Source organism: Arthrobacter sp. B1I2 (assembly GCF_030816485.1).
Lineage (GTDB): Bacteria > Actinomycetota > Actinomycetes > Actinomycetales > Micrococcaceae > Arthrobacter.
The window spans coordinates 4,175,917-4,196,291 of sequence record NZ_JAUSYC010000001.1 but is presented as its reverse complement, the minus strand read 5'-3'; the positions used below and the strand labels follow the sequence as shown (position 1 = coordinate 4,196,291).

14 protein-coding genes are annotated in these 20,375 nt (G+C 60.0%); 6 read left to right on the top strand and 8 right to left on the bottom strand.

The features are described 5' to 3' along the window. Window positions 1-214 precede the first annotated feature (214 nt). From QFZ57_RS19425 to QFZ57_RS19400, 6 genes are read right to left on the bottom strand one after another with little or no spacing between them, the layout of a single operon-like run. A complete protein-coding gene (locus QFZ57_RS19425) occupies window positions 215-757 on the bottom strand; it encodes a hypothetical protein (protein ID WP_306901403.1) in 543 nt (180 codons plus the stop codon). Continuing rightward, the gene (locus QFZ57_RS19420) at window positions 754-3,831 is read right to left on the bottom strand and encodes a type I restriction endonuclease subunit R (RefSeq protein WP_306901402.1); all 3,078 of its coding nucleotides are present in this window, start codon (window positions 3,829-3,831) and stop codon (window positions 754-756) included. Before QFZ57_RS19420 ends, QFZ57_RS19425 begins: the two co-directional genes overlap by 4 nt. Before the next feature lie 3 nt (window positions 3,832-3,834). Beyond that, entirely contained in the window at window positions 3,835-4,785 is a 951-nt protein-coding gene (locus QFZ57_RS19415; protein ID WP_306901401.1) for a GIY-YIG nuclease family protein, read from the bottom strand. Window positions 4,786-4,793: 8 nt separating this feature from the next. Further along, window positions 4,794-5,390 carry a hypothetical protein gene (locus tag QFZ57_RS19410; protein ID WP_306901400.1) on the bottom strand — a complete coding sequence of 199 codons (597 nt, stop codon included), beginning with the start codon at window positions 5,388-5,390 and terminating at the stop codon, window positions 4,794-4,796. Window positions 5,391-5,400: 10 nt separating this feature from the next. Next, window positions 5,401-6,639: a restriction endonuclease subunit S gene (locus QFZ57_RS19405; RefSeq protein ID WP_306901399.1), complete on the bottom strand. Its 1,239-nt coding sequence runs from the start codon at window positions 6,637-6,639 to the stop codon at window positions 5,401-5,403. Continuing rightward, entirely contained in the window at window positions 6,636-8,606 is a 1,971-nt protein-coding gene (locus QFZ57_RS19400) for a type I restriction-modification system subunit M (protein WP_306901398.1), read from the bottom strand. Before QFZ57_RS19400 ends, QFZ57_RS19405 begins: the two co-directional genes overlap by 4 nt. A gap of 415 nt (window positions 8,607-9,021) precedes the next feature. Here QFZ57_RS19400 and QFZ57_RS19395 point away from each other — a divergent pair, with 415 nt between their 5' ends. The 6 genes from QFZ57_RS19395 to QFZ57_RS19370 all read left to right on the top strand — a co-directional run bounded on the left by QFZ57_RS19395 (window position 9,022) and on the right by QFZ57_RS19370 (window position 18,674). Next, window positions 9,022-10,614: a DUF262 domain-containing protein gene (locus QFZ57_RS19395; RefSeq protein WP_306901397.1), complete on the top strand. Its 1,593-nt coding sequence runs from the start codon at window positions 9,022-9,024 to the stop codon at window positions 10,612-10,614. Next, window positions 10,604-11,434 (top strand): PIN-like domain-containing protein, encoded by an 831-nt coding sequence (locus tag QFZ57_RS19390; protein WP_306901395.1) that lies wholly within the window; start codon window positions 10,604-10,606, stop codon window positions 11,432-11,434. The genes QFZ57_RS19395 and QFZ57_RS19390 overlap by 11 nt, the downstream gene beginning before the upstream one ends. 105 nt (window positions 11,435-11,539) lie before the next feature. Beyond that, on the top strand, window positions 11,540-11,749 hold the full coding sequence (locus QFZ57_RS19385) for a hypothetical protein (protein WP_306901394.1): 210 nt from the start codon (window positions 11,540-11,542) through the stop codon (window positions 11,747-11,749). After that, window positions 11,746-12,006, top strand: coding sequence for a DUF6994 family protein (locus QFZ57_RS19380; protein ID WP_306901393.1), 261 nt, complete (start codon window positions 11,746-11,748; stop codon window positions 12,004-12,006). The genes QFZ57_RS19385 and QFZ57_RS19380 overlap by 4 nt, the downstream gene beginning before the upstream one ends. 217 nt (window positions 12,007-12,223) lie before the next feature. Next, window positions 12,224-13,414 (top strand): Swt1 family HEPN domain-containing protein, encoded by a 1,191-nt coding sequence (locus QFZ57_RS19375; protein ID WP_306901392.1) that lies wholly within the window; start codon window positions 12,224-12,226, stop codon window positions 13,412-13,414. Further along, complete coding sequence (locus QFZ57_RS19370; RefSeq protein WP_306901391.1) at window positions 13,305-18,674, top strand: DUF3320 domain-containing protein; 5,370 nt, start codon at window positions 13,305-13,307, stop codon at window positions 18,672-18,674. Before QFZ57_RS19375 ends, QFZ57_RS19370 begins: the two co-directional genes overlap by 110 nt. Window positions 18,675-18,875: 201 nt before the next feature. On the opposite strand, the gene QFZ57_RS19365 is transcribed toward QFZ57_RS19370, so the two are convergent. Continuing rightward, entirely contained in the window at window positions 18,876-19,103 is a 228-nt protein-coding gene (locus QFZ57_RS19365) for a hypothetical protein (protein WP_306901390.1), read from the bottom strand. 85 nt (window positions 19,104-19,188) lie between these two features. After that, a complete protein-coding gene (locus QFZ57_RS19360) occupies window positions 19,189-20,325 on the bottom strand; it encodes a hypothetical protein (protein ID WP_306901389.1) in 1,137 nt (378 codons plus the stop codon). Window positions 20,326-20,375: the final 50 nt, after the last annotated feature.

Here is a 20,375-nt window from a genome sequence, read left to right as displayed (position 1 = left end):
GACTTGTCCCCCCACTATGCACATTAGGGCACGGGGACTTAGTGCGGGAGAAGCTGCGACATTTTTGAGCGAATCCTTGGTGTTGAGGCAATGCCGACCCTCCAGTGAAAGCAACGCGGCTCTTCGATAGGCAGGCGTTTCCGGTCACGATTGCGGGTGTCAACATAGGGAAGGTGAGGCCACGAAACCTGCGCGTTCTCAACCCGGCGACGAATTAGGATCTGGCCGCTTCCCGTTCTTCTTCGGCCGCAATTGATCGCCTTGTGGCTGGTTCTCGGCCAGTGTTGCCGATACCCGTCCACCACTTCACGAACCAGTTCATCTTCAAGGGGTCATCGTTTCCGTTGTCGAGAAAGTCGCGCAGCGCAGGGAGCTCGGCCGGTTCCATCACGTTCAAGGCGTCTTTGTAAGCCGGGCGAGCGCACTGACTCTTCATGCCGTCGACCCAAATTCCCCACGTCTTCGTTGAAATGAAGCCATTGCGTCGCAGATCGAGTTCATCCTCACACAGCTGGAGGTAGGCCGAGACCCTGGATCTGTCGCTTTCAACAAGGTCATCGACCGACGTCGCCGTCCAGGGATTTCCTTCGAACCGGTCCATCAAATTCCAGTAGCGCTGTACATAGAGGTTTTCGAAGTCGCGGTGCTTTGCCGTGCGACCGTGAGTCAACTGCAGCAGAGCAAGGAACACCGCCAACGCAGTCACGATGGTCGCGAACTGTGCGCCGATCTCAACCCATTCCCATCCCGTGGTCATGACCGCATGTCCTCGTAAACCAGCTCGCTCAACATTTTGAGCAAGGCCCGCATCTTGGTCTTGTCGCCCAACGCTTGGATGCTCAAGTTACGGTGGCTTTCCATCGAGTTGATGACTGCTGTGCTCACTGCCCCGTGGAGTTCAGGACTGGAGTTGAAATGGCTTCGTGTGTTGTTCTTTGCCTGTTTTTGCAGCGTCTCGTTCTTCACCAACTCCCGTCGCACACCTTCCACAAAGTGCGCCACGGCGTCCAGTTCCTCGCCTTCGAATGGCAGGTTGGCCTGCTGGATGATTTCCTCCCACGTCGCCAGAACCGGGTCCTTCGCCTGCCCGGTGCCGACGTCGGTCGGAGGCGTGAGTAGCGCATCCTCGCCTGAGAGCTGCAGTTGGGCCTGCCCTTTGTCCTTGAGGGCGTATTTAGCGAGCACCACGCCGGAAAGGTCAAGCGCCACCTTCGCGTCGTTTACGCGCAGGACCGGCAAAAGATGCTTGTAGTAAATCGAGCGTTTCTCGAGATCAGTGTCGGCGAAGTCGACGATTTGCGAGAGAAAGTCGTAGGCCCGCACAAATGAACCGAGATCCTTCCGGAATAGGTCCAACTCGTCCTGGGCGGTCTTGTCTCCCTCAGCCACTGCCGTGTTGTACCGGGTGTTGAAGCGCGACTTCGCCGGTGCAACCCAGCCGGAGAGTGCGTTGTTGCCTTCCTCCAGTACATAGGACCTAACCAGTCCGTCCACCTCGGACTCAAGGTAGATCTGCGCGGCGTCGAGCTTGGCTTGGAGATCGTGCACCACATTAGGATCGGAGACGCCGTCCAGCGCGGCCTCACGGAAGTACGGCTGGAAGGAAGCAAGGATTTCGTCCGGATCGTTGACGAAGTCCAGCACAAAGGTCTGGTCCTTGCCCACGGCGGTGCGGTTGAGCCGGGACAGCGTCTGCACGGCGGAGACCCCGGAGAGCTTTTTGTCTACGTACATGGCGACGAGCAGTGGCTGGTCGAAGCCGGTCTGGAACTTGTTGGCCACCAGCATGATCTTGTACTCGTCCGTGGAGAAGGCTTCCGGGAGCGTGCGCCCCTTGAGTCCGGGGTTCATGTTGAGCTCGGTGAACGCCTCGGGGCCGGATTCGTCGTCGTTCACTTCGCCGGAGAAGGCGACCATGGTGCCCAGGTTGGAGTAGCCGGCGTCGTGGATGTATTTGTCGATAGCGAGTTTGTAGCGGACCGCTTCCTTGCGGGAGCCAGTGACTACCATGGCCTTTGCCTTGCCGTCGAGGCGCCAGGCGACGTTGGCGCGGAAGTGCTCCACGATCACCTGGACCTTCTGGCTGATGTTGTAGGGGTGCAGTTTCACCCAGTTCATCAGGGACTTCAGCGCCTCAGACTTCTCCACTTGGGAGTCGTCTGAGTCGTAGTCCCGGCCCTCGTGGGTCAGCCGGTAGGCCACCTTGTAGCTGGTGTAGTTCTGCAGGACGTCCAGGATGAACCGCTCCTCGATTGCCTGCTGCATGGAATACAAGTGGAACGCCTGCGGCAGCCCGTCCGGACCCTTGCGGCCGAACAACTCTAGGGTTTTGGCCTTGGGGGTGGCGGTGAACGCGAAGTAGCTGATGTTTTTGGCATCGGCCCGTTCGGCCATCTCGGCGGCCAGATAGGCCTCGACGTCGAACTCGCCGCCGTCGTTGACGTCCGCCAGTTCCTCTGCGGAGAGCACCTTCTTCAGCTTGTTCGCCGTGGAGCCGGTCTGTGAGGAGTGAGCCTCGTCCGCGATGATGGCGAAGTTCCGGCCCGTGAGCGCCTGCGATTCGGCGATGGCCTTCAGTGCGAAGGGGAAGGTCTGGATGGTGACGATGATGATCGGCGTCCGCGCCACCAGTGCGGCGGTGAGTTCGGCGGACTTGGAGCCGGCGTTGCCGCGGATGGGAACCACGACGCCGGACTTGTGCTCGATCTGGTAGATCGCGTCCTGCAGCTGGGCGTCCAGCACGGTCCGGTCAGTCACGACGATCACGGAGTCGAAGTTCTTCTCGTTGCCGGCTCCGTGGAGAGAGCTGAGCTGGTGAGCGGTCCAGGCGATGGAGTTAGTCTTGCCGGAGCCGGCGGAGTGCTGTACCAGGTAGCGGTGGCCCGGGCCTTCGGCGCGGGCAGTCTCGATGAGCTTGTTGACGACGTCCCACTGGTGGTACCGCGGGAAAAGCAAGGATTTGCGGACTTCACGTTCCCCGGTGACGGGGTTGGTTTTGTCGCTAATCTGCAGGTGCAGGAACTTGCCGATAATGTTCAGCCAGGAGTCGCGCTGCAGCACCTGTTCCCACAGGTAGCTCGTGGCCGAACCCTTCGGGTTGACTGGGTTTCCGGCGCGGCCGTCATTGCCCAGGTTAAAGGGCAGGAAATGGGTGTCCTTGCCCTTCAGCTCGGTAGTCATCTGGATCTCATCGTTGCTGACGGCGAAGTGCACCAGTGCGCGGCGCCCGAAGGACAGGAGCGGCTCGTCTTTGTTCTTGCCGTTGCGGGGCAGCCGGTCCTTGCGGTACTGCTCGACGGCGTCATTGATGTTCTGCGTGAAGTCCGTCTTGAGCTCGATGGTCGCCACCGGCAGGCCGTTCACGAACAGCACCAGGTCGATGCTCTTCATGGTGTCAACGGTGGAGTAGTGGACCTGCCGGATCACCCGGAGGCGCACCTTGCCGTAGCGGTCGAGGGTCTCCGGGTTGAGGCCCATGGCGGGTTTGAACTGGCACATCTCGAACTTCGCTGCGACGTCCTTGAACCCGGTGCGCAGGACCGAGAGCATGCCCGCTTCCTTGGCGGCCGGCTTATCAAGGACCTTGCAGAGCCGGTCAAGAAGCAGCCGCTTAGCGATCTCGTGTTCGGCAGGGGAGTCCGCAGGCTTCAAGACCTTGGCCAGTTGCTCCGGCTGCGTGTCCTCTAGCCACGCGAGGACATCCTCGGGGACGAGGGCCCGAGTGGCATCATAGAGCTCGCCTGCCGCTCGATGCGGTTCATAAATCCACCCCTGCGCCGCGAGGGCTAGGCAGATTTCATCTTCGAACGTCACTTCATTGTGCTGTGCCATAGGTCAGTCCGTGGCCTCTCTGGTCTCGACAAATTGCAGCTCCTCGATTTCCTTTAGCGTTCTCCCCGTAGCATCTCTCCAAGCGGTCCGTCCATTCTGGGCGCTGCCTACGAGGGCGCCCGCGGCATAACTCGGGGAGCTGAAGAGGTGATCGCGGTTCATGACAAAAATGCCGTCAACTATGGAAGCGATTCCCTGACTTAGAAGCCTTTCCCGGATGCGCTCGATTCCTGCCGGGATTCCGGGTCGACCAACCGCGTTGCCTTGACTGCCACCCAGTACTATGAGGCCTTCGGAACTTAGGACGCCTTCGGCGACGCAACCCCGTTGCCGAAGCTGAAGGCGAAGTTCCGACGTTCGCTCTCCGGATGTTGTCGAAGTCGCCGGAACATCCATCGGCTGTTGGGCTTCCTGGTTAACGCCAGGGATGGCCGAGGCACGTTTGAGCGGCTGAAGCACAGGCCTTCCCAGCGTCGCGAGGAGAATGGAAATAGTCTCCAAGTACTCGTGACAGTCAGTCTCGAGGGGGAGCGGAGTATGGCGATTGGAAGCAGAGTTGGCGTTGAGCAGCGCGTAGCGGCCGCTCAGCGCCGCAGTCTGGATGGCTTTCCATTCCATGAAGCCCACGTGAGTGTCAGTCCAGGAATTGGTCAAAGAGACGGCGACAAAAGCGCGCTCCCAGAAGTCCTTGGCCGCGACGTGTTGACCGAGCCGGCGGCCAACATTACCGCTCTGCCCAACATAGCATTCAGGAGTATTCTCATCCTGGCTGCCAAACAAAAAATACAAGCCCACTTGATTTGCTTCAGGCGTCTGCAGGAAAGCGCCCACCTGGGTCCGGGGGACCTCAAAAACTCGCACCGTACGGGTCGTAATTTCGGCTTGGCGAATGCCGGAGGGATCTCCCTGTGGGAGGAATATCTGGATTGTTTGCGGGCGTGAATTCAATTCCAAGCTCCGCGTCAGCTTGGGTACGTGGCGCGGTCGGCACGCACGGCAGCGAAGTATTCGTTGACACTTATTCCGGATTCGATGGAATCGAAACCCTGGCGCGTCAACCTTTTGAGAGACGGCTTGGAGCCCTCAGCCACAAATCCCTCGACCACGAGCCAGTTCAAGGCATCATGGACCTCTGGAGCGGAGTACTTGAGCCCGAGATGCCCAACTGACTCCGCCAAGAACTCATCGATTTCGATACCTTGTGCTTTGGCAGTGGGCTCCACGTAGAGCCAGTCCAGCAAATCGTTGCAGGCAGCCTGGAATCTCTTTGGCTCACGACGCTGATCTATCTGGAATTCCTGAGCCGCCTCGATGCCGCGCTGCGTGATCGCAATGTCAGGGCGGCCGAAAGCTGAGCCGGCGATTCGGACCAGGCGCTGCCTCGACAGGGCCAACAAGTCCTGTCGTTGGACGCGGGTGGTGACTCCGAACCTGTCCCAGGCCTGATTCTTGAATCGATCAGAATCGACGACAAGTTCCGGTTCTCCGTTAACCAGATCGTAGGCCAACAGCAACAGGCACTTTTGCCGGACGGCGGGACTCAACGTGGTATCAGGCATCAAGAGTCTCCTACGCATCTACTTTGATTTTGCCAGTCACGGCAGCTGAGATGAGGGCTGTGCGCCTTTCCTTCAGAAGTTCAATGCACCCCGCCGCGGTAGACTCCAAGCGCGCATAAGCGCTGACCTTGCGGTCGACGTACGCCACAATGTCTTCCTGCTCTGCAAACGGGGGAATGGTGAATTCAAAGTCGGCAAGTATTGGTCTGCGCAAAGAATCGACGGTTGATTTTGCGGAGCCGTCCAACGCCACCTTGGCAAAAAGAGTTGAGAAAAAATAGTAGAAAAACTTGCCCGAGACTTGCTCAAAATCACGCATCACGTACACCCGCTGGTGCGCGTCAAACTGTCCTTCAAAGTGGTGAAAGACTTTTCCAACGCCGGCTCCGTCTCCGGCTGTCAGGACCGCCTCGCAATTGAATGAGGAAGTTCCGATTCGTTCCACGGTCTGTGATCGAACGAAGAACGGAAACTGTCCGTCCGGTTCGGCATTGACCGTGTCTCGGGCGCCGGTGCCTATCTTGCATATATAGCGCATGGCCTTGACCTCCCAGTGGCTCGGGACGTTGCCTAGCCATGGGATGCCGGACGGCCTGGTGGGGGCCGTTGGGTCGAGGCCTTTGGTGACGGCATGGGCGATGACGGCCTGGCGCTTTTCGGTGAGCAGTTCGATAAGCCGCTCCTGCTTGCCGATCAGGTCATCGATCTGGGCGGTTTCGCGGGCAAGGAACAACACGATATTGTTCTGCTCCTCGAATGGAGGCCGTGGCACGGGCAGCTCTTTTGCGTCCGCCCATCGAAAGTCGGTAGACCTCTCGCGGACACCCTTCGCAAGCGAACTTATGTACCCTGTCAATGCGATGTGCCGCAGCGCTAGAGCGTAGAAGTGGGCGTTGAACCCGGGCTTTGCAGTGCAGACCGAATATACCGGAGTCGACTGTCCAAGCGAGTCCGAGACCCCGATTGCCCCGGCAAAGGCGTCCATTGCGTGGATGACAAGGTCTCCGGGGTGAATGGCCTGATAGCCGATCTGCTTGTCGCCCTCCGTGTAGCCGTCTATCCTTCGGTTTGCCCGCAGTGTTACTTGACCATCCCGGAAGGCCGTGACAATCCCGGAAGTTTTGAGTGGGGGTCTCTTCTGCAAGTCAAAACCGTGCTTCAGCTTGACCATCTCCCAGTGCGCAGGAACATCGCCCAGCCAATCGACGCCCGAAGCCTTGTATTCGGGGTGAGGCTTGAGCCCGGTCATCTTTCCACCTCGGCCAGCAGCGCCGTGATTTCGGAGATGAGCTTGTTGAGGTCGGTGTCGATCTCCTCCAAAGACCTGGGCGCGACGTATGTGTAGAAGTGCCGCGTGAAGGGGATTTCGTAGCCAACCCTTGTCTTGGATTGGTCGATCCAGGCGTCGGGGACGTGGGGGAGGACTTCGCGCGCGAAGTAGTCCTGGATGTCCTCGCCCAGGGGTATGTTTTCGGTGTCTCGCAGGTCCGTATCGGTTTCGGGGGTTCCCTTCGGCCCCTTGCAGGTGTCAGCAGTCTCATCCCGTTCAGAGAGGCCGGCGATAATGGCCTTCAGAACCGGTGCCGTGATTTTCAGGCCCACCTGAGTGGCGGCCGGCTTCAACACGCGGAGGAAAGCTTCGCGGTTCTTGTAGATTTCGGCCGGCTCAACCATTGCAGAGAGGAGGGCCTTCTCCAGAAGCTGCCGGTCGTCGTCGGACAGCTTTTCAATAGTTTTCTGCGTCAGCACGGCCTCAATGCGCTCCGGAGTGAACGCGAAGTTGAGCTTGAGTGGACGCTCGACCGTGATGGCGTAGTAGCCGAAGTCTTGGTTGTTGAAGATCTTGGAGGTCTCGCCGTCGTCCTCGAAGGAGCCATAGAGCTGAACGATGCTCGTGATGTCCTTCGGGCCCAGTTCCTTGCGCTTCGATCCGAGGCTTTTGCGCATCTTCTGGTAGAAGTCAACACCATTGATGAGCTGAATCTTGCCTACGCGCTCCGGATGCTTCTGCTTCTTGCTGTTGGAGAGGATCCAGATGTAGGTAGCGATGCCGGTGTTGTAAAACATGTCCGTGGGCAGCGCGATGATGGCCTCTACGAAATCGTTTTCGATCAGGTACTTCCGGATTTCGGACTCGCCGGAACCAGCGCCGCCGGTGAAGAGTGGGGAGCCGTTTAGGACGATGCCGATGCGGGAGCCGCCGTCGTGCGCAGGGCGCATCTTGCGGACTAGGTGCAGTAGGAACAGCAGGGAACCGTCGCTGACCCGAGGGAGACCGGGGCCGAAGCGGCCGTCGAAGCCGTGGAGTTCGTGTTCCTTCTGGATTTGGGGCTGTATCTTTTTCCATTCCACGCCGAAGGGCGGGTTGGAGAGCATGAAGTCGAACTGCTGGCCGATGTTCTGATCGTTTGCGAGGGTGTCGCCAACTGAGATTTTGGAGATGTCCTGGCCCTTTATCAGCAGGTCGGACTTGCAGATGGCGTAGGATTCGTCGTTAATTTCCTGGCCGTACGCGACGAGCGAGGCGCTCGGGTTCAGGGCGTGGAGGTGTTCCTGGGCGACGGTGAGCATGCCGCCCGTTCCGGCCGTGGGGTCGTAGATGGACCGGACGATGCCCTCCTTGGTGAGGACTTCGTCGTCGTAGTTCAGCAGGAGCTGGACCATGAGCTGGATGACCTCGCGCGGGGTGAAGTGCTCGCCGGCGGTTTCATTGGAGGCTTCGGCGAAGCGCCGAATGAGCTCCTCGAACATGAGGCCCATCTCGATGTTGCTAATGGTCTCCGGGTGGAGGTCGATCGCGGCGAAGTCCTTGGTGACGTGGTAGAGCAGGTCCGAGCTGTCCAGCTTCTCGAGCGTTTTGTAGAACTCGAAGCGTTCGAAGATGTCCCGGGTGTTCTCCGAGAAGCCCTGGACGTAATTTAGGATGTTCGCCTTGATGTTCGTGGGGTCATCCAAGAGCTTGGCGAAGTTGAACTTGGAGGTGTTGAAGAAGCTGTGGCCCGAAGCCTTCTGCAGGAAGGTGTCCAGCGGGATGTTCAGGTCCTTCTTGGCCTCCTGCTCCGCCAAAACGGCGTCCTTGGTCTCTTCGAGCACGCAGTCGAGGCGGCGGAGGATGGTGAAGGGGAGGATCACCGAGCCGTACTGGGCTGGTTTGTAGGTTCCTCGCAGAATATTCGCGATGCTCCATACCAGGTTGGCGTTGTTGTTGCTGGCCACTTCTCCCACTTCCCTTGCTGCGGGCAGGGGGGTGCTCTGTCTTAGGCCGACCGCGCTTTGGCCGATCCGGGCGCCCCCAACTACCGTGCAGCGTTCAATCGATCACGCACGTACTTGCCATTGCATTGTATGGGGGAAGGGTGAAACCTCCGTTTGCAACGCGCTGGCACCCTGCAAGGCGTGCGTCGGCCATTCACCAACGAAATGCTGGCCAAGTGTCCATGCATCAAGTTGACTCCTCCTTAGCCGTCCGCTGCAGGCCTACCGAGAGGGGCGGAAGCGCTTGTCCCCGACCCATGCAAAGGCCTGAAGCTCGGGCAGTTTACAGTGTTCCGGCCAAGACTGATTGCAGTTGTCCGCATTGCGTTGCCACTGCCGGTACACTCGGCTCCAGTATTCGAACTTTAAGGACGCCATGGCAACACAGGTCGATGCCTCAACTATTCAGGCGGGTCAACTCTTCTCAACAAACAGGTTTACCGTGCCCGATTTCCAGCGAGACTATAGCTGGAAGCCAGACGACGAAGCCTTAGAGTTTTGGAAGGATCTGAGAGATGGCAACAGCACTCCTCCTTATTTTCTTGGACTTCTAATCTTCACTGATGAGAACGGCGCGAAAACAGTCGTGGATGGCCAGCAGCGGCTCATAACGCTTAGCCTGCTCGCTAATGCCATTAGAAAGGCGGCCACTCGACGAGGGCGCCATTTGGTAGCGGACAGCATGCGGGACGTGTTTCTCTTCGCGCTTGACTATGAGACCGAACAACGTTCACCTCGAATCCGCCTTACTTCAGACACTGATCGGGCCTCATTTGAAGCGCTGCTATCAGAGGCGGTTGACGAGCAAACTGCTCCAAAGTCGAACGTTGAAAAAGTGCAGCGGTTCTTGGACAAAGAAGTGGAAGCTGAACTGAGTGGTCGCGACTCCTCACTTCTGGGTAGATGGGCGCAGTTCCTCACGAGTGGCATTACTTTTGCACTATTTGAGCACCCCGACAGAAATGCCGCCTATAAGGTCTATGAGGTCGTAAATACTCGGGGGAAAGACCTAACCCCAGCAGAACTCATCAAAAGCTACGTAATTGGTTCTTACTCCAACGGCAACGATAGGAGTATCTACGAGCGTTGGTCCAAACTAGAGAAATCATTTTCTGACCTCGGCGCGCCACTGCAGTTCACTCAGTTCATTCGTCACGTTGTGACACTGAGGCACGGTTATGTCATACCCCGTGATCTATACCAAGAGATAACGAGTCGGTACACGAGCGAGGCGGGCGTCAACCTTCTTTTTCGGGAGCTAGAGTACATGCTGGAGATCTACCTTCAGATGGTTGACCCTACATCCGACGTGGAGCAGGAGGATGAGGTTCTGCGCTCGTTTGCAATACTGGACGCTCTAGCGCTGACGACGGTCCGCCCGATCTTTTTGGCGGTCTGTCAAACCGCAAACCGACGAGAGGGGCTGGAAGAGCTTATCCGGATAATTGTTCCTCGAATCGTAACGGGTCCATTTGGAACCGGAAGTATTGAACGAACCTTCGCCGAGGCTGCAAAGACGATTTTTCAAACCGGGGAATGGGAAGCGGTTCTCGATGGCCTGAAGTGGCTTAAGCCAAGTCGCATGGACTTTGAGCAGCAAGTGCAGACCCGTCAATCCAAGGGGGTTCTATCAGTTCTGCGGAATGCACTACTCCAAAAATCGGTACTTCCATCGTTGGAGGGATACTTTCATTTGATTCGACCACGAAATGCGGAGAACTGGCCTGGTTTCGATGACTCTGACTTCAAGGAGCTCGGGCTCACGCTGGGCAACGTAATTTTGTCGACCGCGGACAGGCGACCTCGAGCTACTAACACCCTGAGCGGAGCTGTCGAACGTCTGCTACCAACAGCGATTCAGCAAGAACTGCCAGAGGTTCGCTCCGCCGACGCTTGGCGAGCAGACGATGTTCGTCGACTCAACGAGATCGCTGCCGATGCTACCGGTTCGCTGTGGTATGAACACTGATTCGCGAGTCGCGTTTCCCGACGCTGTTAACCTCGTGTTTAACTGCCTCGATCAAGCTGCTGATGATTCCGCTTGGCTGCCCACGATGGCCTTACACGCCAGGAATAATTTGCCGACGGAAGTGGCGGCGATTGGGCTTGACACGAATATTTTGAAGATCTTGCGCCGGGCTCCTTTAACAACGGATAACCTGCTGACTTTCATTGGCGAGAAGTCCATCCCCTTGATAATCCCCGGGCAGAGCGCGCAGGAGTACTGGAACAACCACGGGGCAATCGTCCGTGACATCGATGGTGTCTACAAGACGGTGGAAGACCTCACCAAAAAGGTTTCTGGACTTAGCGTTTCGGATAGTCAACGAGAAGCGGTCGAGCAGATCAAGGCGAGCATTGAGCTGCTGGCAGTTGAGATGCATGACTCGCGTCGTCCCGAGCTGCTGAGAGACTCTGTGGGATTCTGGGAGAACGTTCTTCCTCAAGCAATCGTCTGCAATGTTCCGCGGTCCTCATTTGCGGCACTGGCGCAGGTACGCTTCGCGGCCAAGACTGCTCCCGGCTTCTCTGACACAAAGAAAGCGACGCAGAATCTAGGCGATTTCTTTGTTTGGGCTGACTTTCTTCTCGGTGTGCTTCGCGCCGCCTTGCCGCCAGTGGGTGAACGATCAGAACGGATAGTCTTCGTAACCGATGACGACAAGCCAGACTGGAAGGCTTCGGGGAAGCCGCACCCAGTGCTCGTCGGCGAGTTGATGAGGCTCACGGGACGTCATCTGCAGATCATGGGTTCGAAAGACTTTGAGAGCATGATTTCTCCCTCTTGAGGACGGGTGGACGCTTTCAAGAGCCGCGTTCCCACATACCCGGCCCCGCCCGCCGGAGCCACATCACCGGCCTTGGCTCCACTAAGCGCCACCGCATGGTTGGCCATGAAGAGCGGCTTGATCACCTCCGCCGTCCTCAAAGGCATGGGCGTGACCACGATCATCAGCGAGCCCACCCACGCCCGCAAGGAAAAGGCCACGTCCAGCGGCGTGGCCGACAACGTCCTGGACCCCAAGCCAGGAGGATGTCCCGGTGTGGTGCGGGAATTAGGCGGGACGGGGGGGCAGACGTCGCGTTCGCATGCGCCGAGGTGAACGCACTGCTGGACATCATGCTCGAGGCCGTCCGGGTCCTGCTCCGGTACGCGGATTTTTTCGCACTGTTCGGGAATTTCGCCGGGTACGTCAAATTCTTTTTACTGGAAGACCTCGTGGAGGATGACGGCAAGACCATCCGTTTCTTCCACCCGTTCGCCGACTTCAGCACACCAGCCGTTCCAAAGGACCGTGACGAATACCTCGAGTATTTACGGCCAGCAACGCTTTCATCTCCGCACGTAATCGAAGGATAGACGAAGAACTTGAAGGCCGGATCGCACGATGAACCGGAAGTCCTCCGAAGGGCCGCGAGGGCCTCAAACATTGGTTCGAGCCGTAACTTACGAGCTTGCTGGCCCCTGAGCGGGGCAGAACCAGCAAAACATGCAGGATTGTCAGCGCCGGATGCCATGATTGGTTGCATTGATTGAATGACGGTACTGATGCCGGTGCCGTAGATGGGGGAATCTGATGAGTCTGTCCAACCGCGAGTATGTGGGCCGGGCCCTTGACGCCTTGGCGGTTGGCCTTGAGCCCTACATCGCAGCAGTGCTCTCTGAGGTAGCCCCCGGCGTGGCCTGGACCAAAATCATCCAGCACAAAGACGAGAACGCCGGACGCACTGCGCAAACCTACGCACCCACGGATCTCAGCCTGCAGCTGCGCATCATGACTGAATCCATGGGCTCACTTGGCTACCCCTTCAACCTCCCGCATGAGGCACGCAGCCACACCTCTGAGCTGCGCCAGGCACGGAACCGCTGGGCCCACAATGAGAGCTTCGACGACGCCGATACGTTCCGTGCCCTGGACACCGCCGGTCGGCTGGCCAAAGTGATCGGCCTGACCGGCACCCACAGCGAGTTGACTGCGCTTCTCACCGAGTACCAGAACCGGTCTTCCCGGAACCAGGAACAACCGGAAGAAGACCAGCAGGCTCTCCCCGCAGCCGTCGGGCAGTTCGACATCTCGGAGGAAAGCCAGCCGGGCGAGCCCTCGATTCCTGAACCGGCCTCCGCTCCTCACGTTGTGGTCGAGGTGACCACTGCAGATGCATTGAGCTACGCGATGGCCCATAACGGCTTCCGCTTCGTCAGGCAAGTCAAGATCACCAACGTTGGCACGGAAATCCGTGGTGCCGTTGTTCAAATCGAGGCCTCCGCGCAGTCGGGCCGGATCTCCGGCGACTTCCAGCAGTACGTGGACCTCGCCGCAGGCCAGACCATCACGCTCGACGACCTCAACGTCCCAGTTCAGGCCGCCACCATGTATGAACTGGCTGACCGGCAGATGGGAAAGGTGCTGGTGACCGTGCAATCGGCCGGCGCCGATGCCACCGCCATGGAGCTGGGCCGCGCAGAGGCGGACCTGACGCTCCTGCCCGCCCAGCTGTGGATCGCCGGACGGGGACTCGTCTCCTACGAGTTCCTGGCCGCGTACGTGCAGCCGCACCACCCCAGCATTGCCAGGCTTATGTCCGAGGCCGCCGACATCCTCATGCAAACAACGGGCAGCGGCAGCTTCGACGGGTACCTGGAAGACCGACCAGATCGTGTTCGCCATCGCCCAGGCCATGAGCGCCCGCGACATCCGCTACAGCATGCCACCCGCCAGCTGGGGCTTGGAGGGCCAGCAGGTACGCACGCCGACGCAGGTCCTTGACGACCGTCTGGGCACGTGCTTGGACACCACGCTGGTGTTGGCCGCCGCTTTGGAGTTCTGCGGCATCAGACCTCTGCTCTGGCTAGTGGACGGCCACGCCTTCCTCGGCTACTGGCGGGAAGAAGGCAGCCTCAGCACTGCGGCGTCCGACGACGTGCCCGAGCTGGTCAGCCTTGTACAGCGGGGCTTCATCGGCCTCGTGGAAACCACGCTCCTCACCGGCAGCCAGCCGATCTCGGCGGCCGCACTCCGCAGCAGCCCGCTGAACCGCTATGTGGAAAGCGGCAATGACGAGATCAACGCGGTCACTGACATTAGGCGCGCCCGCCTCGATGGCATCTACCCGCTGCCGGCCCGCACTACCTCCGACGCCGGAACCCACACCGTGGTCAACTACGTCCCGGAAACCAAGACTGTGCCGGCGCTGCCGAAGAAGGCAGCCTCCAGCGGAGGAACGGCCAGGACCACAACCGACGTTCCACCCCGGGTGGTCCAATGGAAGAACGCGCTGCTGGACCTGAGCCTGCGGAACAGGCTCATTAACTTCACTGACACGGCCCGGTTCCCACTGGCAGTGCCCACCGCATGGATGGGCGCCTTCGAGGACCTCATCAGCAAGGGCACGTCGGTCAGCCTGCTTCCGGCCAACCAGATCAGCGCCGTCCACCAGGAGCGCGGCGTCCGCTTCGGCAGGGACCTGCCCCAAGACGAACTCGCGGATCTGCTCGATTCTAAAAAGTCCGTGTTCGCCGAGGTCAGCGAAGACGGCTACAACGCCAAGATGCGCGGGCTCGCCTACAAGGCGAAGACCCAGCTGGAGGAAACCGGAGCTAACAACCTCTACCTGGCCATCGGCAGCCTGATGTGGGAGCTGGATGGCCGGGCGCTCAGGTCCCCGCTGGTTCTGGTCCCGGTCAAACTGACCTCCGCAGGGAAAAACGGCCTGTACCGAGTCACACTTGATGAGACCGGCCAGTCGACGCCCAACTATTGCCTTCTTGAGAAGCTGGCGCAGTCCCATGACCTGCGCATTCCGGGCCTGGCCGAGCCGGAGGAAGACGGATCCGGAATCGATCTGGACACCGCCTTCGCGGCAGTCCGGGCCGCCGTTTCGGCCAAGGGCCTGCACTTTCGGGTGGAAAACACCGTGGACCTGTCCATGTTGCAGTTCGCCAAGTTCCGCCTATGGAAGGACCTTGACGAGAACTGGAAGGAATTTACCGCCAACAGCCTGGTCAACCACCTGATCAGCACCCCCACGGAACTCTATTCAGACAGCGTTCCCGTCACGTCCGACGTCGACCTGGACGCCTTAGCTGCCCAGTGTCCAATACCAGCGGACTCGTCGCAGTTGGAGGCAGTCGCGTCTGCAGTCGCCGGCCAGACGTTCGTCCTGGAAGGCCCTCCGGGCACCGGAAAGTCACAGACCATCACCAACCTCCTGACCCGCGCCATTGCTGACGGGAAGCGGGTTTTGTTCGTTGCGGAGAAGCGGGCAGCACTCGACGTTGTCCAGAGGCGGCTCGACGACGTCGGGATGGGGCCGTTCTCCCTTGACCTGCATGACAAGGGCAGCAAGCCGGCGGTGGTCAGGGCACAGATCAAACACGTCCTGGAGCTGAGCCTGTCTGCGAATAAGCAGCAGCTTGAGACTGCCTCCACCGATCTTGCCGCAGCCCGGCGTGGACTGGTCCGATATGCCAACAACGTCCATGAAGAGAATGGCGCGCAGCTTTCCCTCTACAGCGCGCGGACCAAGGCTCTGACCTATGAACCTGATCACGCGACAGTTCCGCTCAGCCCGGAACTGACAGCGTCCTTGAATGACTCCGCGCTCGCCTCCATCCGGCAGGTGTTCCGGGAACTTCCGGAGTTCACCGACCCCGTCCGTCCTGGGCCCGACCACCCATGGCGGTTTGCCACTGTTGCCGGTGGCGAGCAGCAGGAACAGCAGCTGCTGACTCTGGGACGTCGCCTCAACGAGGCCCTGAACGCCTTGCGGCCAACCCCCGGACTTCCGTCGGTTTTGGACGCAGCGCAGACGCCGGCCGACCTCGATACTCTCGGGGCACTGCTGCAGGACCGGAACGTTCCGTTGGGGACCCTGGATGTGGTCCGCTCCGGCGACTGGTCAGTTAACGCTGAACAGTTGGAGAAACTGGTGACGGCCTTTGCATCCGTCCAGCATCCGGGCCTTGAGCAGGTGGCGCCGGAGGCTATGGATCTTCCTCTGCCGGAAATCCTCGGCCGCGCGCAGCAGGCCGCAGCTTCCGGCTTCTGGGGACGCAAGAAGCGGTTGCTGGCAGTGGCCGCCGAACTGTACCCCGTGCTTGTTTCTGGAGCTGAAGTCCGCCACAAGGAGCTGTTGCCGCTGCTGGAGAAACTGGTGGCCGTCCAGCACGAGGTCTCCGGCCTGCGGACAACGCGGGGCTCGTTGCCGGGGCTTCCTACTGATCAGCAATGGAACCCGCTGACGCCGGACGCCCAAGCCGACCTGCGGCACCGCATTTCCTGGCTGCGCTGGGCCGCCCAAGCGGTGCAGCCGTCTCCGGAGGCCGCCGTCGTGAGCTTCCAGAGCGAGCTCCGGAAGTTCCTGAAGGACGCCCCGGACGTCCACCAGAACGTTGTTGGCTGGCTGCGGGAGCTTTCCCAGGCCTGGGAAGAATTCCTTCAGATCCAGGGTGTGGGTTCCGCTGACCTGCGTAAGTGGACGGGTGAGCGAGGCTTCCTGGCCCGCTGGTGGGAAACGTCCGTGGCGCGGCGACTGGACGCGGCGGGGTCCGTGCCGCTGACGCGGTGGCTCGAGCTGGTCCGCCATGTCGAGCCGCTGCGCGCTGCCGGGCTGGTGGACGCGCGTATTGCCATCCTCGACGGCGAGCTGGAGGCCGATGACGCCGCAGCAGCCTTTGAACGCGGTTTGGCTGAAGGGTCACTGGCCGAACGCCGCATCGCTACCGGGTTGGCCGACTTTGATGCCGCGGTGCACGAGCGCACCATCGAGCGGTTCACCACGCGCGCCGAAACCGTACGCGAGCTGCTCAAAACCAACCTCGCCGCCGGGGTCCTGCGTTCCCGGACGGTCTCGTCGTCGTCGACCTCCGGACGCATGGGCGAGCTGCAACGGCAGCTGACCAGGCAGCGGGGTGGCATGTCCGTCCGCAAACTGATGGAACACTACGCAGACCTCATCACGGGGATCATGCCCTGCACCCTGGTCAGCCCGGATTCGGTGGCGCGGTTCTTCCCTGCCAAGGCCGGTCTGTTCGACATCGTTGTGTTCGACGAAGCCTCACAGATCCGAGTGGCCGACGCGGTGGGGGCCATGGGCCGCGGTGCTTCAGTGGTGGTGGTGGGTGACAGCAAACAGATGCCGCCGACGTCGTTCGCGGAGATTTCCTCCGACGCCGGCAGCGACGGGGACGCCGAGATCTCCGTGGTGGAGGACATGGAGTCGATTCTTTCCGAGTGCGTGGAAGCGCGGGTTCCGCGGCAGTGGCTGTCCTGGCACTACCGGAGCCAGGACGAATCCCTGATCGCCTTCAGTAACCAGCAGTACTACGACAGCAAGCTTTCGTCGTTCCCTGGCCCGTCCCACGGCGCTGCAAACGCGGGTGTCCGCGGACACGGCGTGAACTTTGTCCGGGTTGATGGCCAGTTCCACCGCTCGGGACCATCCAAGGTCCTCCGTACCAATCCTGTGGAGGCTGCGGCGGTGGTCGCCGAGATCCGCCGCAGGTTTGATGCTGATCCCGCCGGGACTCCCTCCATCGGTGTGGTGACGTTCAACCTGCAGCAACGTGCACTGATCGAAGGTCTGCTGCGTGACACGGAGGAGCCGCGCATTGTCGCTGCTCTTGACGACGACTCTGAAGGGCTGTTCGTCAAGAACCTTGAGAACGTTCAGGGTGATGAGCGGGACGTCATCCTGTTCTCCACCGGGTTCAGCAAGAATGACAAGGGATATCTGCCGCTGAACTTTGGACCCTTGAACCGGTCTGGTGGGGAACGGCGCCTCAACGTTGCCGTCACCCGTGCACGCCGCCAGGTTATTGTTTTCTCCAGCTTCAACCCGGCCGACCTGCGCTCCGAGGAGACCAGCTCCGTTGGCATCAAGCACCTGCGGTCCTACCTTGATCTGGCCGAGCAGGGCACCACTGCACTGCCTTATGACGGGCGCCGCGCCGCCAGTGTCGACCTGCATCGGGAAGAGATAGCTGACGCGCTGCGGGACCGCGGGTTCGTGGTTGTCTCGGATGTGGGATTGTCCGATTTCAAGGTGGATTTGAGCGTTGCGCTGGCGGAAGACCCGTCCCGCCAGCTGATGGCCATCTTGCTGGACGGTCCGGCCTGGGCTGCGCGCCGGACCGCGGGCGACCGGGACGGGCTGCCCCGGGATGTCCTGACGCGGATGATGCGGTGGCCTTCAGTGGAGCGGGTATGGCTGCCGGCGTGGCTGGCGGACAGTGAGGCCGTACTCGATCGGCTGGAACTGTCTCTGCGGGAAGCTGCCGATGACGTTTCGGTAGAGGCTGTCGTTGATCCGGCTCCCCGCGAGGTCAGCCTTCCAGGATTTGCTAGTGGTGAGGCTGTTGAGGAGCCCGCTGGAATTGCCACTGACCCGATCGGAACACTGCCGCTGTTTGAGGAGATTCGGAAGCCAGCAGGGCTGTCGTCGTCGGTGCCTGGTACCTCCGAAGTTGCTAGGTACCATCCGTGGACAGTGCAGGCTTTCGGAACCACGGACGTTCTTGACAGCCTGCACTCACGACGTTCGATCGCGGCCGTCCGAGATGCCATTCGTGTTGTTGTCGCGGCTGAGGGGCCAATTCATCAAGACCGATTGGCAAGGCTGGTCTGTGCTGCATTCGGACTCAATAAGGTCAACGGTCCCCGTGCGGACTCCGTGCTTCGTCTGGTCGAACCGTCGACACACGTTATTGATGACGATGGATTTGTTTGGGATGCCACGGTGGACAGGCGCGCTTGGAGCATCTTCCGGTCCAATGACGCTGACATCGTTCGTAAGCCGGAGCACATCAGCGTTGTGGAACTACGGAATGCGATGGTGGATATCGTGAGTGCGACAGGCGGTATCGGAGTGAGTGAGCTGCATCGGGAAACGATTCAGACGTTCGGCGGGAAGCGCAGGACTGCAGGCATCACGGCACGCCTGAATGAGGGACTGCAGCACGGAGTGGACACCGGACATCTTGAACTGCGCGGCGACACTGTGCGGCTGGCCACATCGTTTCAACCCTAGATGAGGCTCTGACTTCTTTCCATCCGCACTACGCCGCGCAGTAACGGCGGAGGCCGTGCTGCGTGGTCTCAGCCAGCCCTAAGCATGCTTATCTGCGAAGAGCCGCTTTTCTGGATCAACCATGCCAAGGACCTCTTCGCGAAGTTGGTGGCCCAGTGCGATGCCATCGGCTTGGTGACCTAGCGGGAATCCAGCCCTCGGCTATGTCTTCCGCATCTTGTTTATTACTTCCGCTGCCTTGCGGTAGGCCTCTTTGGCTTCGGGGCTTGTTGCTGCACGATACATCTTCTTGCCGTCCTCAAGCAGTTTCCCTGCCTTGGCCTGCGCCTCGGGGTCCTTGGCGAGAGCGTAAAGCTTGGCGGCGGCAGTTTTTGCCTTCTGTCCGCCGTCCTTCATAACAGCAGCGGCTTTGTCTGCTTTTCCGGCCATGGTTGCTCCGTAAATCGTAGGCGGGTTGTCTAAGCGAGCTGAGTACGGGTCAGATGGTAGTAAGCGCTTTGCCCATCCGAGTTGATTAGGCTGCGACTGCAGGGAAAACTACGAGTGATCCGTCACGCTTCCGTTCAATTTCAATTGCGACGTCATCCCGGTGGCCAGATAGCTGTAGATCGTCTCCCAGAGCGCGAAGCCGGTACGAGGCTTGTAGCAGTTGGTCCACCTCACCAGCCGTAAACGCGGGAAGGCGGAAACCGCCGTCGCGCTTCACCTGGAGCGCAGACAGTCGAAGAAGCACCTGGTTGATACCCGACTCCAACTCGTCGGTGCTGCGCCCGTCGTCGTGGAGCGTCCCGATGAAACTCTTGAAGGAATTGCCGGTGTCCTGCTGGGCGTGCTCGACTGCCTGAAGCACGAGCACCCGCCGTTTGAGAGCGATGGCCAGCCGTGCAATCTCCAGGTGCGCCCGGAAGGTTCCGCCTTCCTCGGTGATGCCGGGAAACGGCTTTTTCAATTCGCTTACCTCGACTGCGCCTCCGGACAGCGCATCCAGCGCCGCTTCCCACTTCTTCCGACGCCGCCGGGCGGCAGCGATAGCGGTATTGATGCCGTGCACGGAGGAATCCAGGCCGAGTGAAAAGCCGATCCGGCCCTGGTCCAGAAGGATCGAGGTAGCCTTGTCGATCGCTTCACGGCAACCGTCAAGCTCGTTGCGTTCCTTATCGAGGTTGTCCTCGTGCAACTGCTCCAAAAGGTCAGTAATCCGCTCAATTGCTTCCTGACGCTGGTGCTCGGCATACGCGCTGACACTGACGGCTACGGCCATCAGCACGAGTGGCGCCGCCACCGTCAAAGCTCCAGCGCTGGCAACCGCAACGCCTGCTGTGGCTGCCGAACCAGTTGCAGCGCCGGCAGTGCCTGCAGCTGCGGCTTTACCAGCAACAGGGACAAACGTAGCCTTAGCCACAATGCCGGTGGAACCGAGCAGCCCGTCATAAACACCTCCGGCAACAGCCGTTGATGGCATGGGTTTAACAAGTCCCTTGCCCACCTGCGCGGCAACCTTGGCGGGAACTACCATCCGATACAACACCTCTCCCGTATCCGCGACGTTCAACTGCGAGGGAGCGGATTTCGCTGTTTGGGTTACCAGCTGCGTCAACTGCTTTGCCAGCGGACTTGCAACATCAAGCGGTAATCCCGCCTTTACGGTCACGAGTCGGTGGCATGGAATGCATCTCGAGTGTTGCGATCGGGGCGTCCGCA

Coding starts and splice junctions, on each gene's coding strand:
- QFZ57_RS19420 (WP_306901402.1), bottom strand. CDS start 3,831: ATGGCACAGCACAATGAAGTGACGTTCGAAGATGAAATCTGCCTAGCC.
- QFZ57_RS19385 (WP_306901394.1), top strand. CDS start 11,540: ATGAAGAGCGGCTTGATCACCTCCGCCGTCCTCAAAGGCATGGGCGTG.
- QFZ57_RS19395 (WP_306901397.1), top strand. CDS start 9,022: ATGGCAACACAGGTCGATGCCTCAACTATTCAGGCGGGTCAACTCTTC.
- QFZ57_RS19410 (WP_306901400.1), bottom strand. CDS start 5,390: ATGCCTGATACCACGTTGAGTCCCGCCGTCCGGCAAAAGTGCCTGTTG.
- QFZ57_RS19365 (WP_306901390.1), bottom strand. CDS start 19,103: ATGGCCGGAAAAGCAGACAAAGCCGCTGCTGTTATGAAGGACGGCGGA.
- QFZ57_RS19390 (WP_306901395.1), top strand. CDS start 10,604: ATGAACACTGATTCGCGAGTCGCGTTTCCCGACGCTGTTAACCTCGTG.
- QFZ57_RS19405 (WP_306901399.1), bottom strand. CDS start 6,639: ATGACCGGGCTCAAGCCTCACCCCGAATACAAGGCTTCGGGCGTCGAT.
- QFZ57_RS19425 (WP_306901403.1), bottom strand. CDS start 757: ATGACCACGGGATGGGAATGGGTTGAGATCGGCGCACAGTTCGCGACC.
- QFZ57_RS19375 (WP_306901392.1), top strand. CDS start 12,224: ATGAGTCTGTCCAACCGCGAGTATGTGGGCCGGGCCCTTGACGCCTTG.